This window comes from Microvirga arsenatis (assembly GCF_009910705.1).
GTDB classification, from domain to species: Bacteria; Pseudomonadota; Alphaproteobacteria; order Rhizobiales; family Beijerinckiaceae; genus Microvirga; species Microvirga arsenatis.
Genome location: NZ_JAAAXJ010000003.1, coordinates 329,149 through 343,997, shown reverse-complemented (window position 1 = coordinate 343,997; position 14,849 = coordinate 329,149). Strand labels below are relative to the sequence as shown.

7 protein-coding genes are annotated in these 14,849 nt (G+C 63.2%); 4 read left to right on the top strand and 3 right to left on the bottom strand.

The window, feature by feature from the left end; all coding sequences use genetic code 11:
* The first annotated feature begins 262 nt into the window (after positions 1-262).
* The 4 genes from treZ (at position 263) to glgX (ending at position 11,605) form a co-directional block, all read left to right on the top strand.
* Entirely contained in the window at positions 263-2,083 is a 1,821-nt protein-coding gene (gene treZ / locus GR303_RS07720) for a malto-oligosyltrehalose trehalohydrolase (protein WP_161722515.1), read from the top strand.
* Entirely contained in the window at positions 2,080-6,921 is a 4,842-nt protein-coding gene (locus GR303_RS07715; protein WP_161722516.1) for a malto-oligosyltrehalose synthase, read from the top strand. Before treZ ends, GR303_RS07715 begins: the two co-directional genes overlap by 4 nt.
* Positions 6,922-7,067: 146 nt before the next feature.
* Entirely contained in the window at positions 7,068-9,314 is a 2,247-nt protein-coding gene (gene glgB / locus GR303_RS07710; RefSeq protein ID WP_201751944.1) for a 1,4-alpha-glucan branching protein GlgB, read from the top strand.
* 80 nt (positions 9,315-9,394) lie between these two features.
* A complete protein-coding gene (glgX, locus tag GR303_RS07705) occupies positions 9,395-11,605 on the top strand; it encodes a glycogen debranching protein GlgX (RefSeq protein ID WP_161747577.1) in 2,211 nt (736 codons plus the stop codon).
* Positions 11,606-11,618: 13 nt separating this feature from the next.
* On the opposite strand, the gene glgA is transcribed toward glgX, so the two are convergent.
* The 3 genes from glgA to GR303_RS07690 form a co-directional block, all read right to left on the bottom strand.
* Positions 11,619-13,070, bottom strand: a complete 1,452-nt coding sequence (gene glgA / locus GR303_RS07700) for a glycogen synthase GlgA (protein WP_161722519.1) — start codon at positions 13,068-13,070, stop codon at positions 11,619-11,621.
* Complete coding sequence (gene glgC / locus GR303_RS07695) at positions 13,067-14,350, bottom strand: glucose-1-phosphate adenylyltransferase (RefSeq protein WP_161722520.1); 1,284 nt, start codon at positions 14,348-14,350, stop codon at positions 13,067-13,069. The genes glgA and glgC overlap by 4 nt, the downstream gene beginning before the upstream one ends.
* Before the next feature lie 151 nt (positions 14,351-14,501).
* Entirely contained in the window at positions 14,502-14,837 is a 336-nt protein-coding gene (locus GR303_RS07690) for a DUF2934 domain-containing protein (RefSeq protein WP_161722521.1), read from the bottom strand.
* Positions 14,838-14,849: the final 12 nt, after the last annotated feature.

Below are 14,849 nucleotides of genomic sequence, written 5' to 3'. Positions count from 1 at the left end.
ATATGATTCCAGCATGTTCGCTCAGAGGCGCGTTCCCGACACGACCCCCCGCGCCATAGGCAGTCGGCCTTTTAACTCGCTGCCTCCAAGTGTGGTTCCACAGGAATTTGAAAAAATTACTGGTTAGCTCGAAAGGATATCGGCCTGCCTCCGAGTGCGTGAACAAGGTTACGCAAAAAGCTTGGCTGTTTTTTCACGCAAGCCGGAACATTGATCCGTCATGCTCGTTCGCAAGTGCCTCCCCCTTGCTTCCGGAGATCCAATGCGGCGCGTTCACTCAATGCCCTTCGGGGCTGAGATAACACCCGACGGTGTTCGCTTTACCTTATGGGCACCAACAGCTCGCGAGGTCAGCCTCGTTCTCGACGATGCCGAATTGCCCCTGGAGGCGGCAGGCGACGGCTGGTACCGGCATGTTGCCAAGAATGCCGGCGATGGAAGCCGCTACGGCTACAAGATCGACGGCAATCTCGTGGTGCCCGATCCGGCGTCGCGCTTCCAGCCCGACGATGTCCACGGGCTGAGCCGCGTCGTCGACCCCGGCGCCTATGCCTGGTCGGACATGGCATGGGCCGGACGACCTTGGGAGGAGACCGTTCTTTATGAGATCCATGTGGGGACGGCGACCCCTGAAGGAACCTATGCCGGACTTATGGCCAAGCTCGATGCTCTGCGCGATCTCGGCGTCACCGCGATCGAACTCATGCCCATCGGCGAGTTTCCGGGCCGGCGGAACTGGGGCTACGACGGCGTTCTCCCCTACGCTCCCGATGCGGCCTACGGCAGCCCGGAGGACCTGAAGCGCCTTGTCGAGCACGCCCATGAACTCGGCCTCATGGTTTTTCTCGATGTGGTTTACAACCATTTTGGACCTTCCGGGAATTACCTTCACGCCTATGCCAAAAGCTTCTTCACGGAGCGCCATCCAACACCCTGGGGCGCAGGCATCAACGTGGACGGAGACGGCAGCCGAGTGGTGCGCGACTTCCTTGTTCACAATGCGCTCTACTGGCTGGAGGAGTACCACATCGACGGCCTGCGTTTCGATGCGGTCCATGCCATCACGGATGACGGCAAGCCTCACTTCATTGAAGAGCTCGCAGCAAGAATCCGTCAGGCCATCCCGCATCGGCAGATCCACTTGGTGCTCGAGAACGAGGCCAACCAAGCGCGCTGGCTTGAGCGCGACGCGGACAGGAAGCCGAGGCTGCACACGGCGCAATGGGCCGACGATATCCACAATTCATGGCACGCCCTGCTGACGGGAGAAAATGAAGGCTACTACGAGGACTATGCCGACCGGCCGCTCCAGCATCTTGCACGGGCGCTCGCGGAAGGTTTCGCCTACCAGGGCGATCCTTCGCCGCACAAGGATGGCGTGCCTCGCGGTGAGCCGTCAGGGCACCTGCCGCCATCGGCCTTCGTCTCGTTCCTGCAGAACCACGACCAGGTGGGAAACCGGGCTTTCGGCGAACGCCTCTCGCATCTCGTCTCACCGGAACGGCTGGAGCTTGCTCGCGGCATCTTCCTTCTCTCGCCACACATCCCGCTTCTCTTCATGGGCGAGGAATGGGCGGCCTCGACACCGTTCCAGTTCTTCGTAGACTTCGAAACCGAACCGGACCTTGCCAAGGCCGTCCGGGACGGGCGCCGGGGTGAGTTCAAGCGCTTCAAGGCCTTCTCGGATCCGGAGATGTCGCAGCGCATTCCCGATCCGACAGACAGGGCGACCTTCGAGCGCTCGAAGCTCATATGGGAAGAAGCAGACAGATCTCCTCATCGCGACATCCTCGCCACAACGCGCCGGCTGCTTGAGATACGCCATGCCGAGATCGTGCCGCTCCTCAAGAGCAGCTACCGCGGTTCGCAATACCGCATCTCGTCTGACAGAATCATCGAGGTTACCTGGAGTTTCGTGGACGGAGGGCTCCGCCTGATTGCAAATTTCGGTGACGCTGCCGCGTCTCAGAGCTATGAATCGAGCGATCGTGTTCTGTGGTCCAGCCGAGGTGCCGGTCTGTCGGGAACTGACATTGAGCTTCCCTCCTGGAGTGCCGTGATAATGAAGGGAAATCCTGCATGAGCAAGCTGAACGCTCTGCTGGAGCGGATGGCCGCCCTTGTCGGTATCTCCACTGACTACACGGATGCTTTCGGCAACCGCATCGAAACAACCTCGGAGACGCGCGAGGCGTTGCTTTCGGCCTTAGGGCTCGACATCACGTCGGAAAGTGGGGCTCTGGAGAGTCTGGCGCGTCTGGAACGCCTAAAATCGGGAGCGATCCCGGCTGTGATTCCGGTCGAGGCCGACAAGGGGTCCAAGATCAAACTGCGGATTCCGCAGGATGCGCTGGCATGGACGATCCTCGAGGAAAGCGGCGCCACGCATGAGGGGCGGCTCTCGACGAGTGGTGCCATCGACATTCCGGCTCTTCCCATGGGCTACCACCGCCTGCTCCTCGGCGAGATCGAGGCGACCATCATCGCGGCTCCGGCCCGATGCTGGGAGCCCGATGCCTTGCAGGGCGAGGCGCGGTTCTGGGGCATGACTGCCCAGGTCTACTCCCTGCGATCCGAGCGCGATTTCGGCATCGGCGACTACACGGATGTGGCGCTTGCAGCCGGGGCTGTCGGAGAACTCGGCGGGGCCTTCCTGGGGCTCAGCCCGGTGCATGCACTCTTTGCGGCCGACCGTTCGAAGATATCGCCTTATTCTCCCTCCTCGCGCCTCTTCCTCGAGTCCATCTACGTCGATCCGACAGCGGTCGAGGGCTACGAGGTGAGCGGAGCCCGCGCGCTGCTCGACACGCCCGAGATGCAGTTGCGCCTTTCCAAGAGACGCCAGGCTCAGCTCATCGACTATGCGGAGGTTTGGGCCGTCAAACGGCCGCTGCTCGATGCTTTGTGGGCGTGGTTCCGCAGGTCCGGCGACACCTCCGGTTTCGAGGAGTTTCGCAAGGCTGGCGGCGAGGCTCTGGAAGCCCATGCCACCTTCGAAGCGCTTTCTGAGCATTTCCGTGAACAGGGCCGCTTCTGGATCGGCGAATGGCCCGAGGCCTACCGCTCCATCCGGTCGGACGAGGTCGGGCGCTTCCGCTCCGAGCAAGGGGAACGGGTCGCCTTTCATGCTTGGCTGCAATGGCTTGCCGATCGCCAGCTCGGCGAGGCCGCTGAGCGTGCCCGTGCCGCTGGCCTCGTTATCGGCCTCTACCGCGATCTCGCCGTCGGTGCGGATGGCGGCGGCTCGGAGATCTGGTCGACGCCGGAGCGCTACGCACCAAAGCTCTCCATCGGGGCGCCTCCCGATCCCCTTGGGCCGCAGGGGCAGGACTGGGGATTGCCGCCCTTCAATCCCCTGACTCTGGAAGAGCAGGGCCTTGCGGCCTTCCGAGACCTGGTGTCCTCCAACATGCGCCATGCCGGAGCGATCCGGATCGACCATGCCTTCCAGCTTCAACGCCTGTTCCTAATCCCGTCCGGAGCCCCGGCCTCGCACGGTGCCTATGTGGATTATCCTTTCGAGGCCATGCTGGCGGTTCTGCGCGTGGAGAGCCACCGCGCCCGCTGCCTCGTCATCGCAGAGGATCTCGGCACGGCGCCGGAAGGCTTCTCCGACGCCATCATGGAATCCGGGGTCCTGAGCTATCGGGTCCTGCCCTTTGAACGCGAGGGCTCCGCATTCAAGGCTCCGGGCCGATACCCCCGCTCGGCCATGGCCGTGATCTCAACTCACGACCTGCCAACTTTCACCGGTTGGTGGCAGGGCCTCGACATCGATCTGCGCCAGACCCTCGGCATCTTCGATCCCCAAACCGCCGCTGGCGAACGCGCCTCGCGAAAGGCAGACAAGCAGCATCTGACGGAGGCGCTTGCACGCGAGGCACTTCTCCCATCGCCTCTCGTTCCCGAGAACCCGCCGCTGGAGGCGACTGTGCGCTATCTCGCGCGCACCTCCTCCGTACTCACGGCTCTGCAGATCGAGGATGCCTCGGGCGAGTTGAACCAACCCAACATGCCAGGCATGGATGCCGGACACCCCAACTGGCGTCGGCGCCTCTCCAACACCATCGAGACCATCGCCGCCCCCAACAGCCGGCTCTCCAGACTTGCCGCGGAGCTCGCTGAGGAAGGGCGGGATCTTCGCGGACGTCGCAACATGCTCGCCGCGCCGCCACCCAGGGCGACCTACCGCCTGCAGTTCCACAAGGACTTCACGTTCGACGATGCGGTGAAGATCGTCCCCTACCTCGCGAAGCTGGGGATCAGCCACGTGTATTCGTCGCCTATTCAGAAGGCGGCGCCGGGCTCCACCCATGGCTACGACATCGTCGATCATTCCGTCATCAACCCGGAACTCGGAGGAGAGGACGGATTCCGCCGTTTCTCCGCAGCCCTGAAGGAGCACGGTCTCAAGCTCCTGCTCGATATCGTGCCGAACCATATGGGCGTGGGCGGGCAGTCCAACCGCTGGTGGCTTTCGGTTCTCGAATGGGGACGACTGTCGCCTGTGTCCCAAGCCTTCGACATCGACTGGGAGCGCCCGGGGGCTGGAGGCAAGCTGATCGTACCGTCGCTCGGAGGCCTCTACGGCGAGGTTCTCGAACGAGGCGAGCTCCAGCTGAAGTTCGATCCTGAGGAGGGGAGCTTCAGTGTCTGGCATTGGGAGCATCGCTTCCCGATCTGCCCCAGGACCTATCCTATGGTTCTGGACCATGCCCTGGCCACCCTTTCCGATCAGGCCGAATCCGGCAGGCTGCGCAAGCTGACCGAGCGCCTGCGCTCCGCCGCAGCCCAAGCCTTGCCGGAGCATTTGGAGGACGGCGAGAGCCTCAAGCGTGAGCTGGCGGAGGCATCGCGCCCCCTGCTCGAGGCCATCGACCATGCCGTCAAGATCTTCAACGGCACCCCCGGCGAATCCGAGAGCTTCAACAGCTTGCACCGCCTTCTCGAGGCACAGGCCTACCGCCTCTGCTACTGGCGCGTGGCATCGAGCGACATCAACTATCGCCGCTTCTTCGACATCAACACGCTCGCCGGCATCCGCGTCGAGATCCCGGAGATCTTTGAGAAGACGCACGAGCTCATCGTCCGACTTGTGGATGAGGGGCACGTCCACGGCTTGCGGATCGATCACATCGACGGCCTCGCCGACCCGGAAGGCTATGCCCGCGCCCTTCAGGACCGGGTCGGGCCAGGCTTCTATGTGGCGGTGGAGAAGATCCTCGAACCCGGAGAGAAGCTTCGCTCCTGGCCGGTCGCCGGCACCTCCGGCTACGATATTCTCAATGTGATCGACGGCGTGCTGGTGGATCCAGCCGCAGGCGAGATCCTGGAGCGCATCTACCGCGATGCATCCGGGCTGCAAGGCTCCTACGAGGAGTTGCTGCGGCAGGCGAAGGTCGAGATCACCGAAAAGAACTTTGCCAGCGAACTGGAAGTCCTCGTCTCGGACATCAGAGGGATCGCTGATGCATGCAGGCGCACGCGCGACTACACTGCCTTCTCCCTGCGCCGCGCCCTCGTCGAGATCATCGCTGCCTTCCCGGTCTATCGCAGCTATCTCAGACATGAGACGCCGGCCGCCGAGGACCTGGAACTCATCGAGCGAACGGTTGCAGCTGCCAAGGAGTCCAGCACCCTCCCCGACCGCAGCGTGCACGACTTCATCGCTGCGACGCTGCTCGGGCGGAGCGAATCTGCCGACATCGAGGACGTCCGGCGCTTCCGCCGCCGCTTCCAGCAGCTCACAGGTCCCGTCATGGCCAAGAGCCTGGAGGACACCCTCTTCTACCGCTACGGCCGCCTGATCGCACTCAACGAGGTGGGCGGTGACCCGGGCCATTTCGGTCTTACTCCGGAGGCCTTTCACGAGACCAATGCAGACCGCGCCCGCCATTGGCCGCATACCATAATCGGCACCACCACCCACGACACGAAGCGGGGGGAAGATGCCCGCGCGCGGCTGCTCGCCCTCTCCGAGGATCCGGAGGAATGGGCAAAGGCTCTCGCTCTTTGGGAGGACGTCGTCTCGCCTCACCTGTCGGATGTGAACGGCGCACCGGCACCGGACGCGAACGATCGTGTGATCCTGCTGCAATCCCTCCTCGGCGCGTGGCCGCTTGAGCTTCTGGACAGAACCGACGAGCAGCAACTGGCCTCCTTCCGCACGCGTATGGAAGCATATCTGACCAAGGCCCTGCGGGAGGCGAAGCGGCATACCAGCTGGATCGACCCGAACGCGGCCTACGAAGCTGCAGCCATGAAGCTTCTCCATGCCGTGCTCGACGCGAAGGGCGCCTTCATCGAGCGCTTCCGGCCGCTCGCGCGGCGCCTCGCCTTGCTGGGCGCCCTGAACGGGCTCTCACGGACCGTCCTCAAGCTCACGCTTCCGGGGGTGCCGGATATCTATCAAGGCACCGAGTTCTGGGACTTCTCTCTGGTCGACCCGGACAACCGGCGCCCGGTCGATTACAGGGCCCGCTCGGTGGCCCTAAGCGCAGAGGCCCCTCTGGACACACTCTTGGCAAGCTGGCCCGATGGGAGGATCAAGCAGAGGATCACGGCACAGATACTCCATGACCGCGCACAAGCCCCTTTGCTCTATGCGGAAGGCGATTATCGGCCGCTCCTTGCCACTGGCCGCAGGGCCGAACATCTCCTCGTCTATGTGCGTCGGCACGGAGGGGAGGAATTGGCTGTGATCGTGCCTCGGCTCTGGGCCACGCTCGAGCCAGGGGACAGCCTGTCCGTCGATCCGGAAGCATGGGGCGATACCATGATCGACCTGCCGCGGGGAGGATGGAGGAATGTGATAACAGGCGAGGAGTTCCTTCTCCAAGATGCGAGTTGCGCCATTTCGAACCTCCTGAAGCCCCTGCCCTTCGCCGTGCTCAGGAGGAGCGGCGGCGGCATGAAAGGGTGAGCGTGGGAGGAGGCTCGATGTGTCCCAATGCGTCTGGTCTGCTGCCGCCTCCGCTCCATAATGAGGTCCTCCGAACCGAACGAGGCACATTGGAGCCGGCAGCGCTCCGCCTTGGATAGAGCCCGCACATGGAAGGGGATGCCAGCATGGATCAGCACCGGAGTGGATCGCAGAGCGCGGCAGTGCGCCCGGCCGAGCCGCAGACGGTTGCCGAGATCGTCAATTCAGGCGATCCCTTCTCCGTGCTCGGCCCGCACGAGGTCTCCCCCAATCGCTGGGAGATCCGTGCGATCTTGCCGGAAGCCGATGCTGCAGCGATCCTCGACCGCGACGGGGTGACCGTTCTTGCGCCGATGGAGAAGCGGCTCCCGGACGGCTTCTTCGTCGGCACGCTCACCGCCTCGGAGCGACCCGATTACAGGCTGCGGATCGAAAGGCAGGGCCGGACGGAAATCCGCCACGACGTCTACAGCTTCGGGACCTTTCTCTCCCATGATGACCTGATGCAGATCAGCGATCCTGCGAGCGATGCGGTCTATACTAGGCTCGGGGCGCACCACCGGGACCTTGGCGGCATCCAAGGCTTCCTCTTCGCGGTCTGGGCTCCCAATGCACGGCGCGTCAGCGTGGTGGGAGACTTCAACGACTGGGACGGACGACGCCATCCCATGCGGCGGCGGCACGAAGGCGGCGTGTGGGAGCTCTTCATTCCGAACGTGACGCCGGACCAGCGCTACAAGTTTGAGATCGTCGGCCTTCAGGGCAACCTCCTCGCCCTGAAGGCCGACCCCATCGCCTTTGCCGCCGAGCACCCGCCGGCGACTGCGTCCATTCTCAAGGGCGAGCCTGAGTTCCGGTGGCAGGATGGCGAATGGATGAAGTCCAGAGCTGCCCGGAACCACCGCAAGGCGCCCATGGCGATCTACGAGTGCCATCTCGGCTCCTGGGCCCGCGTTCCCGAAGAGGGCAACCGGTACCTGAGCTACCGGGAACTGGCCGTGCGTCTCATTCCCTACGTGAAGGACCTCGGCTTCACCCACATCGAGCTGCTGCCGATCACGGAATTTCCGTTCGACGGCTCGTGGGGCTATCAGCCGATCTCGCTCTATGCCCCGACGAGCCGCTTCGGCACGCCTGAAGACTTCGCAGCCTTCGTGGAAGCGGCGCATGCGGCTGGGATCGGCATCATCCTCGATTGGGTGCCTGCGCATTTCCCGAACGATCCGCACGGGCTCTCCTACTTCGACGGCACCCATCTCTACGAGCATGCCGATCCTCGCCTGGGCTTCCACCAGGACTGGGGCACCTACATCTACAATTTCGAGCGCCGGGAGGTGATGAGCTTCCTCGTTGCCAATGCCCGCTTCTGGCTCGAGCGGTACCATCTCGACGGGTTGCGGGTCGATGCGGTGGCTTCGATGCTCTACCTCGACTATTCGCGAAAGCCCGGGGAGTGGATTCCGAACCGCTACGGCGGCAACGAGAATCTCGGCGCGATCGACTTCATCCGTACGATGAACGAGGTGGCCTATGCCTCGTCTCCGGGTGCCGTCACCATCGCGGAGGAGTCGACCGCCTGGCCGGGGGTCTCACACCCCACCTATACGGGCGGCCTCGGCTTCGGCTTCAAGTGGAACATGGGCTGGATGCACGACACCCTTCGCTACATCAGCAAGGACCCGGTGTTCCGCCGCTACCACCATCACGATCTGACATTCGGCCTGCTCTACGCCTTCTCGGAGAACTTCATCCTGCCCTTGAGCCATGACGAGGTCGTGCATGGCAAAGGATCCCTCATCGGCAAGATGCCGGGGGACCAATGGCAGCGCTTTGCAAACCTGAGGGCCTATTACGGCTTCATGTGGGGACATCCTGGCAAGAAGCTCCTGTTCATGGGAGGTGAGTTCGCGCAGGAGCGGGAATGGAACCATGACGTAAGCCTCGACTGGCACCTTCTGAGCGAGCCTCTCTACAAGGGCATGCAGGCGCTCATCCGCGACCTCAACCGGGCCTACCGCTCCATCCCGGCGCTGCATGAGAAGGATTGCGAGGCCAGCGGCTTCGAATGGCTCGTGGCCGACGACCGTGACAACAGCGTCATCGCCTGGGCACGTCGCGGCGACGAGGAGAACTCCCTTGCGATTGTGGTGTCCAACTTCACGCCGGTTCCGCGGGTAGGGTACCGGATCGGAGTGCCGCTTGCAGGGCATTACCGCGAAGCCGTCAATACGGATGCGGCGATCTATGGCGGCAGCAACATGGGCAATCTCGGCAGGGTGGCAACGGAGGAATCCCCGAGCCACGGACACCCCTTCTCCCTCACGCTCACCATTCCCCCCCTGGCTACCCTCATTCTGGTTCTCGACCATGAAGGCGCCGAGGCGAAGATATAGTTCCGCTTCCAAGGGACTTCCCGGGACCTCACGCGTTGACCGAATGAGATTGTTGCTGCGCTTCTCTGCCGAGTTCTCCCATGAACGATAAAGTCGACACCCGCGAGCTTTCCCAGGCTCCCATCGTTGCCCCGAACGTGCGGCGCACATCCCGCGTCAGGGAAGGACTGCCCTATCCTCTCGGCGCCACCTGGGACGGGCTCGGCATCAACTTCGCGCTCTTCTCGGCCAATGCCACGAAGGTCGAACTGTGCCTCTTCGATCTTGAGGGACGGCAGGAGCTGGAGAGAATCGAGCTGCCGGAATATACGGACGAGGTCTGGCACGGCTACCTGCCGGATGCGCGTCCCGGAACCACCTACGGCTACCGCGTTCACGGCCCCTACGAGCCCACCGCCGGCCACCGCTTCAACCCCAACAAGCTCCTGCTCGATCCCTATGCACGGCAGCTCATCGGCGACCTGACCTGGAACCCTGCCCTCTTCGGCTACACCATCGGCTCGCCCGACGCCGATCTGTCCTTCGACAAGCGGGACAGCGCCCGATACATGCCGAAGTGCCGAGTGGTCGAGTCGGCCTTCACCTGGGGGCGCGTGCGCCGGCCGCAGATCCCGTGGGAGCGCACGATCATCTACGAGACCCATCTGCGCGGCTTCACCATGCAGCACCCCGCAGTGCCGCGGGAGCTGCGCGGCACCTTCTCGGGGCTCATGCAGCATGAAGTCATCGAGTACATCCGCAACCTTGGTGTCACCGCAGTCGAGCTTCTGCCGATCCACGCCTTCGTGGATGACAGCTACCTGATCGAGAAGGGATTGCGGAACTATTGGGGCTACAATTCCATCGGCTTCTTCGCGCCGCAGCCGCGCTACCTCGCCACGCCCTTCGTGAACGAGGTGAAGGAGATGGTGAGCCACCTCCATGACGCCGGAATCGAGGTGATTCTCGATGTTGTCTACAATCATACCGCCGAAGGAAACGAGCTCGGCCCGACCCTATCCTTCAAGGGCATCGACAACGCGTCCTACTATAGGCTCGCGCCCGACAAGCGCTATTACATCAACGACACCGGCACGGGGAACACCGTCAATCTCAGCCACTCCCGCGTGCTGCAGATGGTCACCGACAGCTTGCGCTACTGGGCGCAGGAGGTGCAGATCGATGGGTTCCGCTTCGATCTGGCAACGATCCTCGGGCGCGAACCCCATGGTTTTGAGGAGGATGGACGCTTTCTGGACACCTGCCGCCAGGACCCGGCCCTGAGCCAGGTGAAACTCATCGCAGAGCCATGGGATTGCGGTCCCGGCGGCTACCAGGTCGGGCGCTTCTCGCCCGGATGGGCCGAGTGGAACGACCGCTACCGCGACACGGTGCGGTCCTACTGGAAGGGTGACGAAGGCAAGCTGCCGGAACTGGCCTCCCGCATCACGGCCTCCGCCGACATCTTCAACAAGCGCGGACGCAGGCCATGGGCCTCGGTCAATTTCGTCACGGCCCATGACGGCTTCACGCTCAACGACCTCGTTTCCTACAACGACAAGCACAACGAGGCGAACGGGGAGGACAACAAGGACGGACACGACCACAACCTCTCCTTCAACCATGGCGTGGAAGGCCCAACCGACGATCCCGAGATCCGCTCGCTGCGCCTGCGCCAGATGCGCAACATGCTGGCCACCCTGCTCTTCTCGCAGGGAACCCCCATGCTGCTGGCGGGAGACGAGTTCGCGCGCACGCAGCACGGCAACAACAATGCCTATGCGCAGGACAACGAGATCTCATGGATCGATTGGGAGAGCATCGACGAGGACGGCATCGAGCTCCTGGAGTTCACCCGCAAGCTGATTCAGCTTCGCCAGAACCTGCCCATCCTGCGCAGAGGGAGATTCCTTTCGGGCGTCTACAACGAGGAACTCGACGTCAAGGACGTGACCTGGCTCACCCCGGCCGGAGACGAGATGACCCCTGAGCACTGGCAAGACCCCAATGCCCGCTGCATAAGCATTCTGCTCGACGGTCGTGCTCAGCCGACAGGCATCCGACGGCGAGGCACGGACGTGACCCTGCTCATGATCCTGAACGCCTACCATGATGTGGTGCAATGCACCCTGCCGGAGGTCGTCGGCGGATCGGCATGGATGTGCCATATCGATACCAACCAGCCGGATCTGGAAGCACCGGCGGAGTTTGCCTTCGGCAGCGAGTATACCGTCACCGGACGCTCGCTCCTTCTGTTCCAGCTGAAGCCTGAAAAGCAGACCAGGACGGAGAGGAAGAAAGGCGCGTCATGACGCGCCTCCTGCCTCAGGCGGCTCGTGCGCAGGCGCGGTAAAGATCGGCATACCGCCTTGCCGGGCGCCGCCAGCTGACATCCGCCTGCATGCCGGTCATCTGCAGCTGCCGCCAAGCATTCCTGTCACGCCAAAGCGTCTTCGCTCTCTCGAAAGCATCGATGGCTGCACCGAGACTGACGGGACCGAACTGGAGGCCGGTTGCCGCGCCAGAGGCAATGGCCATTTCATTGGCATCGATGATCGTGTCAGCCAACCCGCCGACGCGCGACACGATGGGAACGCTGCCGTAGCGCATGGCGCAAAGCTGCGTCAGGCCACAGGGCTCGAAGCGCGACGGCACGAGCAGCGCGTCGCTGCCGCCCTGAATCCGATGGGCCAACGCCTCGTCGTAACCGAAGAAGCACCCGATCTGCCCTGGATAAACAACGGCGGCCGTCCGAAAGCTCTCCTCAATGGTCGTGTCGCCGGATCCGAGCAGGGCCAATTGGGCATTTCCGGCAAGGAGGCGCGAGAGACCAGCGAGGACGAGGTCCAATCCCTTCTGCTCGGTGAGGCGGCTGACCACCCCGAACAGAAGAGCATCCGGGTCGGGTTTCAATCCCAATCGCTCCTGCAGGGCCTGCTTATTGAGCACGCGGGAATCCAGGCTGCTGCGGTCGTAAGTCTGCACAAGGTGCGGGTCGGCCGAAGGGTCCCATACTTTTTCGTCGATGCCGTTCAGGATCCCGGAGACGGCACCCGAGCGGGAGCGGAGCAGTCCATCGAGCCCCATGCCTCCCTCGGGCGTTTGGATTTCCTTGGCATAGGTAGGCGAAACGGTCGTGATCCGGTCTGCCAGCTGGAGGCCCGCTTTCAGGAAGCCGATCTGCCCATAGTACTCGACCCCGTCGACCGTGAAGGTGCTGGCGGGGAGCCCGAGCTCGAACAGCAGATCGGCAGGGAAGATGCCCTGGAACGCGATGTTGTGGATCGTCATCACGGTTCCGGGACGCGATGCTCCGGCGAGGCTCAGGTAAACGGGAACGAGGCCGGCCTGCCAATCATGGGCATGGACCACATCCGGGGTGAATCCTGGGGCCACCCCCTGCCCGAGATCGGCTGCGGCCCGGCTGAGAGCGGCGAAGCGCCGGGCATTGTCCGGCCAGTCCCGTCCGTTGGGGGCTAGGTAAGGCGAGCCCGGCCGATCAAAGAGATGCGGAGCATCGACCACGAACAGGTCGAGTCCCGTTGCCCGGCCTGACAGGAGCCGTGCCGGGCCTCCGAAGAGGTTTGGATATTGATGCACGACCTCCACACGTTCCAATGCCTTCAGAACGGCTGGATAGCCGGGGACGATGGTGACGAGCGTTACGCCCTCCTCGGCGAGCGCAGATGGCAGGGCTCCGGCCACATCGGCCAGGCCGCCTGTCTTGATGATGGGGAAGACCTCCGACGCAACCGACAGAACGTTCAGAGAACTCATCCGGACAATCTCTCGATCATCGGCTTCGTGATGAGGCAGATGCCCTTCTCGGTGCGGCGGAAGCGCTGGGCATCCAGCTCCGGATCCTCGCCGACCACGAGACCGTCGGGAATCTTCACGCCGCGGTCGATGACCACGTTCTTCAGCCGCGCTCCGCGGCCGATATCCGCATAGGGGAGGATGACGGCACCCTCCACCTGAGCATGGGAATGCAGGTGAACACCCGTGAAGACGAGCGACTGGCGCAAGGCTGCCCCCGAGACGATGCAGCCGCTCGACACGAGCGAGTTGATGGCGTGGCCGCGCCGCCCTTCCTCATCATGCACGAACTTCGCCGGCGGCCATGTCTCGGAAAAGGTCGAGATCGGCCAGTCGCGATCGTAGAGATCGAGGGAGGGAACGATGGCGGTCAGGTCGATGTTGGCCTCCCAGTAGGCATCCACCGTCCCCACGTCGCGCCAATAGGCCTCGGCATCGCTGCCTCCGGCTTCGGCGCCGGACCGCACGCAGGAGCGCGTGAAACGGTGCGCCACTGCTTTTCCATGCTGCACGAGATAGGGAATGATATCCTTACCGAAATCCCTGTTGGATCCGGGCGTTTCCGCATCCCGCCTCAACTGTTCGAACAGGAACCGCGTTTTGAAGACGTAGATGCCCATGCTGGCGAGCGCCATGTCCGGCTTGTCCGGCATGCCGGGCGGATCAGCAGGCTTTTCGAGGAACGAGACGATCCGATCCGTCTCGTCGACGGCCATCACCCCGAAGCCGGTCGCCTCCATGCGCGGCACCTCGAGGCAGCCGACGGTCACGTCGGCTCCCGAGTCCACGTGCTCCCGGAGCATGATCTCGTAGTCCATCTTGTAGATGTGATCGCCGGCGAGGATGATGATGTACTCAGGATCGATGCTCGCGATGATGTCTATGTTCTGATACACCGCATCGGCCGTGCCTTCGTACCACATCGTCTCCGACACGCGCTGGCTCGCCGGCAGGATATCGAAGCTCTCGTTCCGTTCTGCCCGAAAGAAGTTCCACCCGCGCTGCAGATGGCGGATGAGGCTGTGCGCCTTGTACTGGGTCGCAACACCGATGCGGCGAATGCCGGAATTGAGGGCGTTCGAGAGGGCGAAATCGATGATCCGCGTATTGCCGCCGAAATAGACAGCAGGCTTGGCGCGGATGTCCGTCAGCTCCATCAATCGGCTGCCTCGCCCACCCGCAAGAATGTAGGCCATCGCGTGGCGGGAGAGAGGTGCGTAGGGAACGCTGGAATTCGGCAAGATTGAGGTCCTCACATCTTGGGCAGACTCCTGCCCCGCTCTATAGACGCTGAAATCAGCCGCAGGTTCTTGGAGCGTATCGCGCCTTGAGTCGATTTCCTGCCCTGGAACGCCCGATGGGAGGAACCGGGGGCCGCTCCCCTGCAGGATTTCAGGTCACGCGGGTTGTCCGCCGACGCTTGGGCGCAGCGGCAGGAACGGCACTGCCCTCCTCCGCCACAGGCTGGGCGGGACTGCGCTTCTTGCGCGTCTTGGGAGCAGCCGGGGCGGAGAGAACCTCATCCGCCGTCATGCTCGTCATTCCCAAAGGCGCAGGATCGATGATCGGCAGATCCTCCTGCTGTGTCCCCGCTCCCTCCTGGCTTTCCCCCAGGATCTCGCGCTCCGCCTGATACCAGTATTCATCGGCGCGTCCGGGCAGGCTGCCATGACGCATCCAAAGCTCGTATGCCCGCTCGCGGATTCTTTGTTCAAGCTCTGTGTCCATGATCGCCCTTCA

Coding starts and splice junctions, on each gene's coding strand:
- treZ (WP_161722515.1), top strand. CDS start 263: ATGCGGCGCGTTCACTCAATGCCCTTCGGGGCTGAGATAACACCCGAC.
- GR303_RS07715 (WP_161722516.1), top strand. CDS start 2,080: ATGAGCAAGCTGAACGCTCTGCTGGAGCGGATGGCCGCCCTTGTCGGT.
- glgB (WP_201751944.1), top strand. CDS start 7,068: ATGGATCAGCACCGGAGTGGATCGCAGAGCGCGGCAGTGCGCCCGGCC.
- glgX (WP_161747577.1), top strand. CDS start 9,395: ATGAACGATAAAGTCGACACCCGCGAGCTTTCCCAGGCTCCCATCGTT.
- glgA (WP_161722519.1), bottom strand. CDS start 13,070: ATGAGTTCTCTGAACGTTCTGTCGGTTGCGTCGGAGGTCTTCCCCATC.
- GR303_RS07690 (WP_161722521.1), bottom strand. CDS start 14,837: ATGGACACAGAGCTTGAACAAAGAATCCGCGAGCGGGCATACGAGCTT.